The sequence below is a fragment of the Vibrio sp. GJ43-1 genome (assembly GCF_055808835.1).
Genome location: NZ_CM147884.1, coordinates 2,146,649 through 2,162,265, shown reverse-complemented (window position 1 = coordinate 2,162,265; position 15,617 = coordinate 2,146,649). Strand labels below are relative to the sequence as shown.

Genomic DNA, 15,617 nt, shown 5'->3' with positions numbered 1-15,617 from the left:
GGGGGCTTTTTTGTGGTGAGTTAAGCTGTTATTAACGCTCTAACGGTTTGAATTGCAACTCGACCAGTCGTTGATATAGCTCGCAACTTTTAAACAGTGATTGATGATTCCCCACATCAACTAACTGTCCGTGCTCGAGTACCGCAATATTATCTGCATGTTGGATCGTTGATAATCGATGGGCTATGATAATGGTCGTTCTTCCCCGCATTAAGGCTTCAAGAGCTTGTTGTACATGGTGCTCACTTTCACTATCTAATGCGCTGGTCGCTTCGTCGAGTAGCAGTATATTTGGATCTTTTAAAATTGCGCGCGCGATGGCAATGCGTTGTCGTTGTCCTCCAGACAGCCTAACTCCTCGTTCTCCCAGAAAACTATGATACCCCTCGGGCAGGTTGATAATAAACTCGTGCGCATGGGCTTTTTTTGCAGCTTCAATCACTTGTTCGTCAGTGGCATTTGGGTTGCCATAACGTATATTATGGAAGACATCATGACTAAATAGGGCAGGTTGCTGAGGGACTAGCGCCATTTGTTTGCGTAGTTCGATGGGGTCAAAGTCACGAACGTCCAAGCCTCCTAATGTGATGGAACCTTGTTGAGGATCGTAAAAGCGTTGCAATAGTTCAAACAAGGTAGTTTTCCCAGCGCCAGAAGGACCGACTAACGCCAATACCTTGCCTTCTTCGGCATGCAACGTTAAATGGCGCGTGGCTCGGTTCGTCGGGTCTAGAAGGGTAGTGGAACGTAACGTCATCAAAATGGACATCAGAAGACAGAACCTGACTCGTTAGAGCGTGGTTTATTGGCGCTATGATGTGGCTTTCCACTTGTAAAATCTCAATTAGCCTTTCAGTGGCACCTGCGGCGCGCTGCAGTTCTCCTAATACTTCGGAGATGGTCGCAAGTGAAGAGGCCACCATGATGGCGTAGAAAACAAACGCGCCAAGATCGCCTGCCGACATTGTGCCATTAATCACGTCACTTCCGCCGACCCAAAGCATGCCAGCAATCGCACTAAACACAATGACGATGACACCAGAGATCAAAATTGCCCGCTGTTTCACTCGTTGACGGCCAATTTCGTAGGCCTTTTCAACCTCTTTGGCGAACGCCGACCGTTCTTGTGCTTCATGACTATAGCTTTGCACAGTCTTAATATGCTCGATGGCTTCTCCTGCATAGCTACCAACATCGGCCATGGAGTCTTGGCTTTGACGAGATAATGCACGCACTCGTCGACCATATAATAAAATCGGGATTAGTATAAAAGGAACGGAAGCTAAAACAATCAGTGTTAATTTAATGTTGGTGGCAAACAACATGACAATCGCACCGATACACATGAGCGCACTGCGCATAGCCATTGAAAATGATGAACCAATGATACTTTGCAGTAAGGTCGTATCCGTTGTGATACGGGACATGATATCCCCACTACTATTGGTCTCGAAGTAACTGGGGTGCAGGGTGATAACATGGTTAAACACCGCCAAACGGATATCGGCGCTGACGCGCTCTCCAACTGAAGAGACCAAATAAAATCGGAAAAATGTGCCGATAGAAATGAGTAAAGTCACGATAAGAATGAACTGGATCGCGTACCCAAGATCTTGTATTGACTGTTGAGAAAACCCTTCGTCAATCAAGATTCGGACACCATGACCGACAGACAGCGTTAACGAGGCAGTAAAGACCAGCGCTACTAATGCTGCGATGACTTTCCATTTATAGGGGCGGATAAATGCCATCAATTCAAACAAAATTCCCAGATTTTTGCTCTTTGGCTGAGCGGGAGTTTTGGCAACATTAACGGTGTTGGTAGATGCATCAGAAGATTGCATAGCGCGCCTTTTATACTGTCTTTGTTAGATAAGTTATTGGGGTGAAAGCCTTAAATAGCAAGTTCTAATTAACGGTTACTAATACAACGTTGATTTTGAACCCCAACGCTTATTGTGCAACACTAGTGTCAACAAGAGGAACCGTCATGAACGACTCTCATGTTTATAGCGATGAACTTCTTTCGGGTGAATGAGGCTCAGAACGGCCTTACTATGGGTGGCTTTAATATAAAAGTGGATATGAGATATGCCCTTGCAGGATGTAAAACCGTATGCGATGCCCATACTGTATTCATTGCAGCACTGCCCCTATGCAATGCGAGCACGAATCGCGATATTTAGATCGCAGCAGAGGGTGCTAATTAGAGCGATTAAGCTTAACAATAAACCTGAAGAGATGTTGTTAGCATCACCAAAGGGCAGTGTCCCTGTTTTGGTGGTAGGGCAAACCGTGCTTGAAGAAAGTTTGGAGATCATGTTGTGGGCGTTAGCCCAAGGCGATCCCGATGATTTACTTAACGTGATACAACCTCCATCATTACGAGAGATGCTCGGTCTGATTAGCCAATTTGAAGCAGAATTTGTCCCAGCGTTAGAGGCCTACAGCTGCGCAAAGCGATATCATGATGACAATTTAGAAGCTTGCCGTCAGCGCTGTGAAATTGTGCTATCCACACTAGAACAAAGGCTGTCAATGCATTCGTTTTTATTTTCAGAGTCTGAAAGTATACTCGATATCGCCATTATGCCTTTCGTTCGAAAATTTGCTCGTATTGAACGGCAGTGGTATTTGCAAAGCCCTTACCCGAATTTACGTCGTTGGCTGGACAGCTACTTGCAAAGTCGTATGTTTTCTAAAGTAATGGCAAAACATGAGTTGTGGTTAGAAAACCGACTCGACCTATATTTTGGTGATGATATCAATGCGAGACGTTAGATCTTGTTTATCTGCGTTTTAGTTTCCGTCCATCACGAATGTTGAGTGTCATTAGAGTTAAGTTGGTAAACCCCGCAACCAATTCGGTGATTTGCACAATATAAAAGGTGGTATCAAATTGTCCAAGTTGCGCAAGGTGATGCAAATAGACGGCGCAAGGTAGCAGCACAAATAGCCCATTTATAGCGATAAATGGCATGCGCTTTTTCTTATTACCAATTGGACTAGAGACCACTTTGGGCGCCATCTTATTACCTGTTATTCCGGTGATAGCCATAGTAGGGATGAGTAGCCAAACCGCGTATAAAATAAAGGTTTTGACAGCTAAAATACTGTCAGTTGAAGCAAATAATTCGACGAATAAAGTGCTAAGGAAAAACGTCAGAATAATGCTAAAGCCAGTAATGGCTGCGATACGATGGATTATAGGTAGAGGGAATGTCATAACGTCGCCTTGTCGTTGTGGTGTACAGCTGAATAGATGAACTGGTCTAGATTTACTCAATATTCTCTAATCATACACAAGAATTGCTGCGTACGCAATGGTTGCATCTGCATCTTTTGTGCTGTGTCGGTCTGAGAAAACGGCGATTTGTAGGGTATAGCTGACACAAGGCGTGTTTCATTTAAGTAACCAAAGATTGCGTACAGGTATTCATTTTGTGAGCTTTTTAGATGTAAGTGAAAAATTCATTCACAAAATCAATACCTTCTGAAAATGTGGTTTATACTAATTTAGATAACTAGTGTGCAGTGAATGTGATTTTATAGAGGCTGGGTTTTAGGGCGGGCGAGTAATACGTTAGGCTCACCGTTAGAAATACATCAATGAAACCCAATGGGACGAGCAAAGTTCGCCCTTTATTCTATAGAATCATTCAGTTACGAATCCCCTTACGGTATGAGGATTGAAACCCTTATACTTTGCCTAACATCCTATGCAACGAGAGCTTTTTTCGCTTATGAACACAAAACGAGCCCTAAAAATTGCAGAAGACGGCTATGCACCATTATTTAAAGCCACGGACTTTTTGCTCATAAACTTATCTTTAGCAATGATTATTAATATGACGTTTGTTGGTGAGACAGCCATTGACGTAGCGGCTACTTTTTTTGTCGCGACGTTCTTTTTGTTGTTTGGTGAGTATTGCCACTTATACCGTACTCACATTCGTCGACGCCTTGATTCTTCAATTATTCGCCTTATCGCGACGGCTTTTCTCACTTTGATTGCGATGGAAATTGTTAAATATAACGTAGAGGATTTAGCGGGAAGTCGAATAAGTCATTTTCGTGATGGTTTGTATTATATCTGGTTTTCCAGCGCGATATTATCCACCATTTTAATTCGAGTGATTGCCTTTACGATCTACCGACAGTGTTTTAAAAAATACAAGAAGGTAAAGCGAATCGCGATTGTCGGCTTGTCGCCAGCAGCGATAGCCTTGGAAAAACAACTGCTGACTTTCTATCGGCGTCAGGACATTGAAATTGAACTGTATGATGACCGAAGAGAAGAACGATTTGGCTACATGATTAAGTCTCGCTACGTAGGCAAAGTCGATGTGCTGGTTGAAAAGGCGCAACACAACCAAATCGATGAAGTGTATATCGCATTACCTATGGTCGCCAAAGCACGAATAATCAACTGCCTAACGCTTCTTTCTGATACCACCGTTGATACTTTTATGGTGCCTGATTTATACAGCTATAACCTCTCTGCCTCGCAATTTAAGTCTGTTGGTAATGTTCAAACGCTAAGTATTTTCGGCACACCATTTGATGGAATCGGTGGTGTGATTAAGCGTGTTGAAGATATTGCTTTGGCAAGTCTCATTTTACTCGTTATTACTCCAGTGCTTGCGTCCGTCGCGGTCGGCGTGAAATTAAGTTCTAAAGGTCCTATTTTGTTTAAACAAGATCGCTATGGTCTGGGCGGTAAAAAAATAAAGGTATGGAAATTTCGTTCTATGAATGTGATGGAGAACGGAGAGGATTTCAAACAGGCAACGCAATCGGACCCACGAGTGACTAAGTTTGGTGCGTTTATTCGTCGCACATCATTAGATGAGCTTCCGCAGTTTTTCAATGTGTTACAAGGTTCAATGTCTATCGTCGGACCGAGACCTCATGCTGTTGCACATAATGAGCAGTACCGAAAGATCGTCTCTAACTACATGATTAGGCATAAAATAAAGCCAGGGATAACAGGTTGGGCACAAATTAATGGCTATCGTGGGGAGACAGAAACCGTCGATAAAATGAGTAAGCGGGTTCAGTATGACATCGTTTATTTGCAGAATTGGTCGCTTTGGTTAGACATAAAAATCGTATTTCTGACGGTATTTAAAGGGTTTGTTAGTGAAAAGGCGTACTAGCCTATTAAGTATCAGTACTGTGATTTCACTCGGTTTGGTGAGTCACCTTTGTCACGCTGAGCTTACTCCCAAGTCGCATATTACGGTAGCGGGTATTGATGTGCAGTCACAGGTCGGCGTTGAGTATGGTCAAGATTCAAACGTGACATACCAAATTAACCCTATGAACGAGGTTGACTCCGCTTATACAAGGGTAATGCCTTATTTGCGTGCGGTAGGTGAGCGTGGAGAGGACCGGTATATGTTGGTGTACTCTGGTGATTATTCTCGCTATGACACTGCAAGCGATGATGATTACAGCGATCACTTTTTAATGTTTCAATCTTCGTTGAGGTTTGGCCTTAAGCATGGTGTTGATTGGTTTATCCAACAAGACTGGGCCCATGAAGAAAGAGGCACGGAGCTAACGGAAGGTTTCACTCCTACTCAATTTAATGCTTTCGGGGTGACAACACCGTTACAAAATCAGTTCCTAAACAGCGAATTACGATATAGCTATGGGGCGCCTGAGGGGCGAGGGAAATTAGACGTTGCTTGGCAAATTAAAGACATAACGTTTGATAATCTGGATGATGTACAAGGTGCGGATAGTGACTTTTATCATTATGTCAAAGAGCAAGAGTGGCAAGAAAATACCATCACGGCTGAGCTATTTGATCAGTACTCATCGCGTACACGGTTTCGATATAGTCTCATTAGCAATTTACGCAAATACGAGACAAATCCGGGTAAAAACTCTACCGAGCATTATGCTCTTGTCGGTTTGAAGTCTCATAGAACTGGAAAGCTGATAGTCGAGGCCGATGTGGCGTGGTTGTATAAACGCTTTCCGAATAACAGCGAAGCACAATCCTTCAGCGGTTTAAATTGGGACGCCAATATTAACTGGCAACCAGTCAAACATTCAGAATGGTCGCTTTATGGTTGGCGAAGAGTCAAAGATCCAACGGAAGAAGGTGGTTATATTCTTCATACTAAAGTCGGTGTGTCGTGGAAACATCATTGGTGGGTTAAGCGGTTAAGTACTACGTTTGATTATGGGCGAGAAGCGGATAATTATCGGATACAACAGAACGATAGAAAGGATGATTTGGATATTGCGTCGTTCACCTTAGGGTATGATTTTCGGCCATCGATTCGGCTTGAGTTGAACTACCAATTTGCCCGCAAACGTTCGAATTACGACGAAGTGTTGTTTTTTATTGGCGATAGTTCTCAGCGCCCCGTGATACGCCAGCTTGGTTATGACAAAAATACAATTGGATTGACACTAAAGGTACAGATTTAGAGATGAAGAAGATAAAACTACTGCTTGTAGGTTGCTGCGTGTTTATTAGTAGTATTTGTTTCACTGCAACTGCAACTGCAACTGAGGCTACTACAGTGTCTGAGAAAGGCGTGCCAATTGCTGCACCGATGGCACAAGATAACAGTCATCAGACTCATGCAGCGTCAACACAGAGCGAGACTCGAGAGTATCTTTTAGGGCCTGGAGACATGATACGTATCTGGGTCTATGGGGAGAAAGAAATGTCTATGTCTTTGAAAATAGGTAAGCGTGGCGCTATTAATTTCCCTTACATTGGTTTAGTACAGCTTTCTGGAAGAACGACAGATGTGGTTGAGCATGACATTGAAACCCGTTTGAAAGCAGGGTTTGTCCGATCGCCAATGGTGACGGTCACCATGGAAGCGTTCCGCAAATTTTTCCTTCTTGGGGAAGTTGAAAATCCGAATGGCTATGAATATGAGCCGCAACTCACGGTTGAACAAGCGATCGCGATGGCTGGTGGCTTCACCGACAGGGCAGACAGAGGTGATATCAATATTCGCCCGTCGGGGCAAAAAGAAATGATTAAGAAAGTCGACATGACCCATCCGGTGTACCCCGGTGATGTTGTTATTGTCGAGCAAAGCTTTTTCTAAGGTGAGTAAATTAATGGTAGAACGTGGTCAACCCCTAGAAAGCAACGTTAACTTTGCGCCGTTTCTAACCGCGCTGAAAACTCATGGGCTTAAGTTAATACTGATTACAGCAGTAGTCACAGGGTTAAGTCTGCCAGTGATTTGGTCGATGACGGCTAAATACGTATCAACAGCGACGGTGTTGATCAAAGCGCAGGTAGATAATGCCTCACCGATCGAGCCTATCGAAAATTACGACTCTGCTCGCTCTCAGTACTATGAAACGCAGTTTAACCTTATGCAATCCAGAGTCGTGTTGGTCAAAGCGGTCGAAGCGCTAGAGTTACAACAAAATGAACAGTTTAATGGGTCAACATTAGCGAATAACGGCGATTGGACATTGCCTAGAGAGCAGCGCATTAGTCATGCGGTGAAAGAGCTGCAGCGTCATTTGACGTTTACTTCAGTGCGTTTAACTCAATTGGTTTATGTGTCTTATGAATCGGCGGATGCACAACAAGCTTCAATGCTCGCGAATGGGGTGGCACAAGCGTTTATTGACTATACGGTAGAACAAAAAATAGCAAAGACCCAGCAAGCTAAGCTTTGGAATCAGCAACAGCTTAATGTATTGAAACAGCAAATTCGTCAGCAAAAGCAAGAAATAGATGCATTCTTACAAAGCGAAGGCCTACTAACTTTCCGTGGTGTCGATGGCTTTGAAACAGAAGAACTCGGTATTATTACCAATAAATTGGCAGATGCCAAAGAGAGGCGTTTAGCTGCGCAAGCCAATTACGAGTTAGTGAATAAATATATGAAAGGTAACACGGCTGATCTCACGTCGCTGCCGGATTTTTCTTCTCACCCTCAGCTACAAGATCTGAGAATTGCACTGATACAAGCAAAAAGAAAATTGTCTGATCTCAATCGACGATACGGACCGAAATACATCAAGGTTCTTGAAGCTAACGCTGAAATTGAGGTGATTCAGAAACAAACCGTACAGTTGCTTGATGAGTTAAAGCTAGGGCTTCAACAAAAATATCAAGCTGATCTCATAAAAGAAAATCACTATAAAGCCTTACTGGCGCTGCATAAAAAGGACTTTTTTGCACTTGCTGACAAGCGTGAGCGATATGATGGTTTGATGGCCGATCTTAATCAAAAGCAATCGTTGTATGAGCAATTGTATTTACGTACGACTGAGCATGAGCTTAATACGACGTATAGGGAGCAAGACGCACAAATTTATGACCCAGCGGTGATCAGCGAGCGTCCAGCCAAGCCCAATAAACCGTTATTGGTCGTGATGATAAGCATTATGACAATGATAATTGGTGCTCTGATTGTCATCATTCGAGCTGCGACCAAGCAAACAATAACAACACTGGCAGAATTGAAAGCAAAGCTAGGCTTGGTTCCACTAACAGATATGCCCACATTTACGAGTGAGCCGATGTCGGCATGGGCGCTAAGTAAGCAAATTCGTGCTAATCAATATGCGAAGGAGATTGGAAATGGTGCGTATACGGCCTTGTCTTTAGCTCATCCAAATAGTCAATGCATTGGCGTCGTATCGTCGTATCGTCAAGAAGGGGTCACGACGACGGCATTGTTGTTAGCTTCTGCGGTGAGTGAAGTGAAGCCAACCTTATTGCTTGATTTGGATTATCGTCGAGAAAGAGAGTTCGCTAGGGATCTTATAGCGGACAGTCATAACGCGCCCGTTAAGTTTAACGACAAAGAACCAGTGGCCGGATTTAGTCAATTAGTGTTGAGTCACTCGAACTCGATGCAAAGAGATGCAAAAAACCGCTCTTCATCACTCGATATCGATCAGATTGTTATGCCAATATCGCCGGGGCTGTCTTACCTTGCTCCGGGTGATCTGGATGAATCGCCATTAACTTTTTTGCTCGTTTAGAGTGTGAGTCAGTATTGTTGTCACTTTGTCAGCGATTCGAGACTGTCGTAATCAAACTCCCTGCGTTGAATGATAGCAAGGATGCACAGCTTCTCTTACGTTTCTTAGACAGCCTAGTGGTCGTGGTTAAATCTGAGCAACATACCGCCAATGATATAAGACAACAACTGAATAAGCTGTCGCCGTTGTTAAACAAACCTGCTTTCGGTGTACTTAATCAAGTGAGTGACGACTTGGTTGTTGGTGAAGAGTCTCTGCGTTTTATTGCTCAGGGTAGTGTGGATATACTTAAGCATGAGGCGTCTTAGTGAGTTTGCTTAAAAGCATTTCAACTATTGCGACATCATCGATCCTATCTCAGTTAATTGGGGCAGGTTCGATATGGTTGATATCGCACTGGTATGGGATGTCGGAAGTGGGCTCATACGCGCTAACGTACAGTATTGCCTTAATAGGCGCGCAAGTTTGTACATTAGCATCGCAGCTACTCTTACCAAAACAACAACCTCATGCGCTAGGGCAGAATGTATCATTTTGCTTGCTGTTTAGTGTTTGTACTTCGTTCGTGTACTCCCTTGGCATTGCATGGTTTTTCGACCGTCCAATTCTTCAAATACTGATGTTAACGTTGGCGCACGCATGGGTTTTGATCTCTGAGAACCTACTGCTTAGAGAAGAGAAAATGAAGTCACTCGCCTTACAAAGAACGTCGATCTCGATGTTAGTGTTGCTACTCATTTTTGTCAGCGAAGACTTAACGACATTCTACTGGGCTTGGGGGGCATCATTGTTAGTCTACATGCTGCTATGTATTGCTTATTTGCTGCCAAAGAATGCGATCAATAGGAAGCAGTTCTCGTTGTCGTCGTTGTCATTGTTTATACGTAAGCACCAACATCATATCGCCAAAGTTGGGAGTGCTGAAGTTTTGGCAATGGTGAATAACAATTTACCAGTAATTCTCATTAACGTGTGGTTTAGCCCTGTTGTAGCTTACTATTACGCTGTCGTTAGCCGATTTTGCTTGGCACCTATTGTGATTGTGGGTAATGCAGTTAGAAATTCTATTTTTTCCAGTTGGTCCGTCGACTTTCGTCATAATCAATTTAATTACGCTGAATTTGCCAAGGTGCGCCGATTACTCTTTGCATTGGGGACGATAGCAGTGCTCGGTGTCTCCATTTTCTACCCTGTGGTTATGCAACTTGGCTTTAGTGCTGAGTGGGTCGCGTCAGTGCCAACGTCTCGCTATATGTTACCGTACTTGTTTATGGCGCTAGCAGTATGCCCATTGACGGTACTTGAATTGGTCTATGGGTCGCCAACGTATTTCCTTCGTATTCAATGTGAACAACTTGCAGTGGTGTTATTGGCTTTTGGTGCGCTTCCTTATTTTGTTAGTGATTATGCGTATTCGGTTATTGCTTTTGCAGTGCTATCTTCGATGCGATACCTGTTTATTTATTTCAAAGTAAATAAAACGGCAGTGAAACTTCGTCACACGATGGAGGTTACTTGAAGGTCAATAATGGGCGGTTCTTACAGGGTTACACCTTCGTTACATTAGTCGTTTGTGGGCTTGTGCAGTATTTAACAGGGGTAGGGGCCGTACTTTGGCTGCCGTTCGTTGCTGCCTTTGCAATGCTGTTGCTGCTATTGATGCAAACTAACTATGAGGCGGCTAAGTTAGATAATACAGAAACGGTACTCGCCGTATTGCTGGTTGGTGCTTATACGTTAATCTTAGCGTCGACAGTACTACAAAATGGGCTAACGGTGACCATTGTCGGTTGGAAAAATGAACTCGCACTGTCGCTTATTTTTCTGTGTTTACTGTTGGGATTTATCCGTGAATCTCAGCTCTACCGCGCCGTTCAAGTGTTGTATGGGATTTTCTATCTACAGTTTCCGGTTATCTTGTATCAGATTTTAGTTGTCGTTCCGCAGCGTGTGGCTGTTAAAGGTGAATTCGAAAAATGGGACTCTGTCGTCGGGACGTTCGGCGGCGATCCTATGGGGGGCGGAAACACGGCTGCGTTAGGGCTGTTCTGCTTACTTGTCATGCTCCTGAAGTTATCTGAATTTAGACACGGTGTAATCAGCCGACTTAACATGATCCTGCATATTGTCGCCGCGTTTATTTTGTGTGTCCTTGGCGAAGTAAAGTTCGTCATTTTACTCGCTCCTATACTTTTAATCTTTGTTTGGCTATGCCCCAGTTATGTTTATGGTGTTAAGCAAAAGGATATTAAGAAAGTGCTTCTTATGGTTGGGGCTATGGGGTTGTTGGTTGTGTTGGCGATAGTTGTCCTTGCCGCTTCGTATGCGACAGCTTTTGATACCGACCCTGACCACAGCGCACTAAAAGTGTTTTGGGACTCGTTAGAATACATATATGACTCGAATTATGTGTTACCAACGGGAGAACTAGGGCGGATGACCACGCTATTTTTTTGGTTGGAAAATAGTCAGCTGTATGGATGGTCCAACGTGTGGTTTGGCTATGGATTAAATGCTACCAATCACGGCAGCTCAGTCGCTCCCGGTTTCTTAAATCAAATATTTAATGTGCTTCTGGATTCTACATCGTTAAGTATGATGCTGTGGGAGTTCGGTATCGTAGGGCTAGTGCTATTTTTATGCCCCATTTTATTAGCAATAAAGGTGTCGATACCCAAGGAAACACTGATTCGAGAGCAGTTATCGACGCAAGATATCCAGCTACTTTCCTGGCAACCTGCTGTTTATTGCCTTTGGTTTTGCCAGTTTATTAAGCTTGCCTTACAGCCAAATTTTAATGTTAGTGCCTATGTTGCAGTTCCTCTTCTATTTTTCACTTGGCGCGAGCCTAGTTATCCGCAAGTCTGTTATTCAATCGGGAGCAAGATTATGAGCTCTTTGCCTAGTATTACCGTGATTATCAAAACACTCAATGAACAAGATGGCATTGCCGCAACGATTAAAAGCGTTCAACGCCAACTTGAGAATTATCAATACCACGTCATTGTTGCTGATAGCTTATCCAATGATGACACGCAAAAAATCGCGTTGGAAAACGGTGCTAAAGTTGTGACGTTAGTCAACGCGAATGATCGTTGTTGCGGTGTAGGGCATCAACTCGGTTATTTATATAGCGAGGGCGACTACTTACTGTTATTGGATGGCGATATGCGTTTGCAGGACGGGTTCATCGATGCGGCGATAGCATTTCTGGAAACAGAGCCGAGTTACGCTGGGGTCGCGGGAACGGTTGAAATGGATGAAGCGACGAGTTACGAATTTAAATCTCGTCAGCAAAGGCACCACAAAATCTATCCTATTGGTGATTGCAGTCATCTAGCTGGCGGTGGGGTGTATCGAGCGAGCGCCGTGAATGATATCGGTTATCTTACGCATCGTACATTGCATGCCTATGAAGAGGCAGAGCTTGGCATGAGGCTCCAGTGTGCGGGTTATAAATTGCGCCGTTTGGATACGCCGTTTTTTCACCATACCTCTTATGATATGCCGACGCTAATGCTATTGCGCTACCGATGGAAGCGTGGTTATTTGTTTGCCTCAGGCGAATTACTAAAGAGTGCGTTTGGAAAAGCGTATTTTCGACAAGCTGTGAGTGTGGTTCGCAATGAGCTGATCTTTGCTTGTTATCTTGCTTGGTTAATTTTGGTTTTATTGGTGGGCAACGGTTCAGTGTTGGTTATTAGCCTTTTGCCACTGATGTTGTTCTTTGCAATGAAAGTATTTAAAAACCGTTCGATAAAGGATGGGGTGCTGAGTGTTGTTAATTTGACCGTCTTCTCAGCGGGATTGGTCAATGGCTTGTTATCCCCTATCAAAGATCCGAACCAAGCGCCGCAACATAAAGTGCTAGAGCGAGAAGCGTCATGAAAGTGTTAGTGGTGAATAAGTTTTTTTTCTTAAAAGGAGGCGCGGAAACGGTCTTTTTTCAAGAAAGAGACATGTTGATAGAGCGAGGGTTTTCGGTTATCGATTTTTCAATGATTCACAATGACAATTTAGCGTCTGACTACAGCGCTAGTTTTGTCGATAATGTGGATTATCACGCCAACGCGAGTTTATTCGGCGCGTTGAAAACCGCAGTGCGGTTTGTGCATAACACCGAAGCGTGTGAAAAGCTTTCGGAATTGATTGCCACTGAACAGCCCGATATCGTCCATTTTCACAACATTTATCATCAACTGACGCCTTCAATCATTAAGATCGCTAAACAAGCTGGGTGTAAAACGGTACTCACGGCTCATGATACTAAAATCGCTTGTCCTAGCTATACCATGTATAGAGATGGACATACCTGTGAAGCGTGTTTACAAGGCAGTGTGTTTAACGCGTTAAAGTATCGATGCCAGCAAGGGTCATGGTTTAAAAGTGGTTTACTTGTTGCAGAAGCCTTGTATCAATCGCTCGCTAAAAACTATCAATGCCTAGATGTAATCGTGTCACCTAGCCAGTTTTTAGCCAATATTATTTGCCGTAAGCTCCCCAATAGTAGAATTGAGGTCATTGTGAATGGCATTGATGAGAATGTTAATCAGCAAGATGTCGCTGATCATCGATATTTCTTGTATTTAGGGCGATTAAGTCAGGAAAAAGGCGTCGCAACAATGGTTGCAGCTTACGAGCAGTCTAACCAATCGATCCCATTAAAAATCGCGGGAACCGGGCCGCTTGCTGACGCCTTGTCTGGTAGGAAGAACAAGGTTGAGTGGCTTGGCTTTAAAACGGGTGAGGCGTTGCATTTGCTCATTAAACAAGCCAGTGCTGTCATTGTTCCTTCTGAATGTTATGAAAACTGCTCGATGTCGGTTCTTGAAGCAATGGCGTATGGTAAGCCTATTATTGGCGCCAATATCGGTGGCATCCCTGAGCAAGTTCGAGATGGAAAGGAAGGGCGTTTATTTGAAGCAGGTAATGTCCATGCTCTTGCCTGTGTGATGGATGAATTTGCGATACGTCCGGAGCTGACAAAGTACTACGGTGAACAAGCAAGGCAACGGTTAGAGACGCATTATTCATTGAGCTCTCATCATCGACAGTTGGTCGATTTGTACCAACGTTTATTGGGTGAACAATCATGAAAGTAACCGTATTAGGGACACGTGGCATTCCGGATGTATTAGGGGGCGTCGAAACACATTGCCAGCACCTTTATCCTCTTATTGTTGAACAAGGATTTGAGGTAGAGGTTATCGCACGCTCGCCTTATGTCTCTTACAAAGCCGCGAGTTATAAGGGGGTTAAGACCAAAGCATTGTGGGCACCTAAAAAAACCTCATTGGAGGCTATTGTTCATTCCACTATTGCGGCAGCTTCTACCTTAACTGATGGCTCGAATGTGGTACATGTTCATGCGATAGGTCCAGGGTTAGTCGTGCCATTGCTACGTCTAATGGGGAAGAAAGTGGTATTCACCCACCATGGCCCTGATTATCAGCGTGAAAAATGGGGGAGGTTAGCAAAGATTGTTTTGAAGCTTGGTGAACGTTTAGCTGTTAAATATGCCAACGAAGTCATTGTTATATCAGAAGTGATTAATGATCTTATTAAGCAATCTTATCAACGAGATGATGCAAAACTCATTTATAATGGCGTTAACTCTGCCAAAGCTCTGCCATCGGATGTCGTACAATCTACATTAGAGCGCTATCAGTTATCTGCTCGAGGCTATATGGTCGCAGTAGGTCGTTTTGTAGAAGAAAAAGGCTTTCATGATCTTATACAGGCATACAAAAAATCCAAGCTTGATATGCCTCTCGTATTGATAGGGGATACTGATCATGAAAGTGATTACAGTCGCGCATTAAAACAGGCCGCGAAGGAGATACCTGGTGTGATCCTGACAGGCTTTCTAAAGGGAGAGGCGCTACAAGTGGTCTTTTCTCAAGCTAAGTTATTCGTCATGCCTTCTTATCATGAAGGTTTGCCTATTGCACTGCTGGAGGCGATGTCGTATTCCTTACCTGTGGTGGTGAGTGATATTGCACCAAATTGTGCGGTTGAACTTGGATCTGATTGCTACTTTTCCGTCAAAAATATCGATGAATTATCGCAGGCAATTCAGCAAAGGTGTGTGATGCCGCGACAAGATTACCAACACTTTTTAGCGCGATATGACTGGCATAAAATCGCTCATCAAACGGTGGGTGTTTACAACAAAACGTTGGGAATTGAGCGTGACTAATCATCTTAATAAAAGTAGTGACTCGGATGAGCCTGATAAGAGCCGGGCAGTGACTCAATTTTACCGAGTTTTACAGCAAGAAACGCAACAAAGCTTAAGCGAAGAGCAAAAGCAAGCCATTGAAAAAGCGGTGAATCAAGTTGGTTTGGTCGCAAAGCATTCGGTTGATATTCGCAAAAGCTTTCCTTGGTTCGGTAAGCGCTACTATGTGGTGGTGCTGAGTGGGCGAGATCGCCGTGCGGCGGCCCGTCAAGGCGAGTCGAAATGGATAGTCTACGCAACGACAGCATTGATCACCACGTTTGTTCTTGCGGGTGGGGTGCTCGTGTTGCTGGCATTGTATTTATTAAAGTCTGCGCTGGGTATTGACTTGTTCGAGAACTTTTCACTAGGAATCTGGGATTGGTTTCAATCATTGTAAGGATTG

12 protein-coding genes and 2 pseudogenes are annotated in these 15,617 nt (G+C 43.8%); 12 read left to right on the top strand and 2 right to left on the bottom strand.

From position 1 onward, the window contains the following. Window positions 1-31 precede the first annotated feature (31 nt). A pseudogene (locus AC0L66_RS10315) lies at window positions 32-1,844 on the bottom strand (ABC transporter ATP-binding protein/permease). 277 nt (window positions 1,845-2,121) lie between these two features. Between AC0L66_RS10315 and AC0L66_RS10310 the strand changes: the two are divergent. Beyond that, window positions 2,122-2,781: a glutathione S-transferase gene (locus AC0L66_RS10310; protein ID WP_473569227.1), complete on the top strand. Its 660-nt coding sequence runs from the start codon at window positions 2,122-2,124 to the stop codon at window positions 2,779-2,781. A gap of 7 nt (window positions 2,782-2,788) precedes the next feature. On the opposite strand, the gene AC0L66_RS10305 is transcribed toward AC0L66_RS10310, so the two are convergent. Further along, on the bottom strand, window positions 2,789-3,226 hold the full coding sequence (locus AC0L66_RS10305) for a hypothetical protein (protein WP_473567177.1): 438 nt from the start codon (window positions 3,224-3,226) through the stop codon (window positions 2,789-2,791). Between the two features lie 517 nt (window positions 3,227-3,743). On the opposite strand from AC0L66_RS10305, the gene AC0L66_RS10300 reads away from it, so the two are divergent. The 11 genes and pseudogenes from AC0L66_RS10300 (at window position 3,744) to AC0L66_RS10250 (ending at window position 15,611) form a co-directional block, all read left to right on the top strand. After that, window positions 3,744-5,159 carry an undecaprenyl-phosphate glucose phosphotransferase gene (locus AC0L66_RS10300; protein WP_473567175.1) on the top strand — a complete coding sequence of 472 codons (1,416 nt, stop codon included), beginning with the start codon at window positions 3,744-3,746 and terminating at the stop codon, window positions 5,157-5,159. After that, window positions 5,143-6,447 carry an outer membrane beta-barrel protein gene (locus AC0L66_RS10295; protein WP_473567173.1) on the top strand — a complete coding sequence of 435 codons (1,305 nt, stop codon included), beginning with the start codon at window positions 5,143-5,145 and terminating at the stop codon, window positions 6,445-6,447. The genes AC0L66_RS10300 and AC0L66_RS10295 overlap by 17 nt, the downstream gene beginning before the upstream one ends. Window positions 6,448-6,458: 11 nt before the next feature. Next, window positions 6,459-7,085: a polysaccharide biosynthesis/export family protein gene (locus tag AC0L66_RS10290; protein WP_473569226.1), complete on the top strand. Its 627-nt coding sequence runs from the start codon at window positions 6,459-6,461 to the stop codon at window positions 7,083-7,085. A gap of 13 nt (window positions 7,086-7,098) precedes the next feature. Beyond that, the gene (locus tag AC0L66_RS10285; protein WP_473567172.1) at window positions 7,099-8,991 is read left to right on the top strand and encodes a GumC family protein; all 1,893 of its coding nucleotides are present in this window, start codon (window positions 7,099-7,101) and stop codon (window positions 8,989-8,991) included. Between the two features lie 65 nt (window positions 8,992-9,056). Then, on the top strand, window positions 9,057-9,299 hold the full coding sequence (locus AC0L66_RS10280) for a hypothetical protein (RefSeq protein WP_473567170.1): 243 nt from the start codon (window positions 9,057-9,059) through the stop codon (window positions 9,297-9,299). Continuing rightward, window positions 9,299-10,510 carry a lipopolysaccharide biosynthesis protein gene (locus AC0L66_RS10275; RefSeq protein ID WP_473567168.1) on the top strand — a complete coding sequence of 404 codons (1,212 nt, stop codon included), beginning with the start codon at window positions 9,299-9,301 and terminating at the stop codon, window positions 10,508-10,510. The genes AC0L66_RS10280 and AC0L66_RS10275 overlap by 1 nt, the downstream gene beginning before the upstream one ends. Next, a pseudogene (locus tag AC0L66_RS10270) lies at window positions 10,507-11,884 on the top strand (capsular biosynthesis protein). The gene AC0L66_RS10275 and the pseudogene AC0L66_RS10270 overlap by 4 nt, the downstream one beginning before the upstream one ends. After that, the gene (locus tag AC0L66_RS10265) at window positions 11,881-12,879 is read left to right on the top strand and encodes a glycosyltransferase family 2 protein (protein ID WP_473567166.1); all 999 of its coding nucleotides are present in this window, start codon (window positions 11,881-11,883) and stop codon (window positions 12,877-12,879) included. Before AC0L66_RS10270 ends, AC0L66_RS10265 begins: the two are co-directional and overlap by 4 nt. Next, the gene (locus tag AC0L66_RS10260; RefSeq protein WP_473567164.1) at window positions 12,876-14,087 is read left to right on the top strand and encodes a glycosyltransferase family 4 protein; all 1,212 of its coding nucleotides are present in this window, start codon (window positions 12,876-12,878) and stop codon (window positions 14,085-14,087) included. The genes AC0L66_RS10265 and AC0L66_RS10260 overlap by 4 nt, the downstream gene beginning before the upstream one ends. Continuing rightward, entirely contained in the window at window positions 14,084-15,190 is a 1,107-nt protein-coding gene (locus AC0L66_RS10255; RefSeq protein ID WP_473567162.1) for a glycosyltransferase family 4 protein, read from the top strand. Before AC0L66_RS10260 ends, AC0L66_RS10255 begins: the two co-directional genes overlap by 4 nt. Continuing rightward, complete coding sequence (locus AC0L66_RS10250; RefSeq protein WP_265675660.1) at window positions 15,183-15,611, top strand: hypothetical protein; 429 nt, start codon at window positions 15,183-15,185, stop codon at window positions 15,609-15,611. Before AC0L66_RS10255 ends, AC0L66_RS10250 begins: the two co-directional genes overlap by 8 nt. The last annotated feature ends 6 nt before the right edge of the window (window positions 15,612-15,617 follow it).

Coding starts and splice junctions, on each gene's coding strand:
- AC0L66_RS10265 (WP_473567166.1), top strand. CDS start 11,881: ATGAGCTCTTTGCCTAGTATTACCGTGATTATCAAAACACTCAATGAA.
- AC0L66_RS10300 (WP_473567175.1), top strand. CDS start 3,744: ATGAACACAAAACGAGCCCTAAAAATTGCAGAAGACGGCTATGCACCA.
- AC0L66_RS10255 (WP_473567162.1), top strand. CDS start 14,084: ATGAAAGTAACCGTATTAGGGACACGTGGCATTCCGGATGTATTAGGG.
- AC0L66_RS10310 (WP_473569227.1), top strand. CDS start 2,122: ATGCCCATACTGTATTCATTGCAGCACTGCCCCTATGCAATGCGAGCA.
- AC0L66_RS10285 (WP_473567172.1), top strand. CDS start 7,099: ATGGTAGAACGTGGTCAACCCCTAGAAAGCAACGTTAACTTTGCGCCG.
- AC0L66_RS10305 (WP_473567177.1), bottom strand. CDS start 3,226: ATGACATTCCCTCTACCTATAATCCATCGTATCGCAGCCATTACTGGC.
- AC0L66_RS10260 (WP_473567164.1), top strand. CDS start 12,876: ATGAAAGTGTTAGTGGTGAATAAGTTTTTTTTCTTAAAAGGAGGCGCG.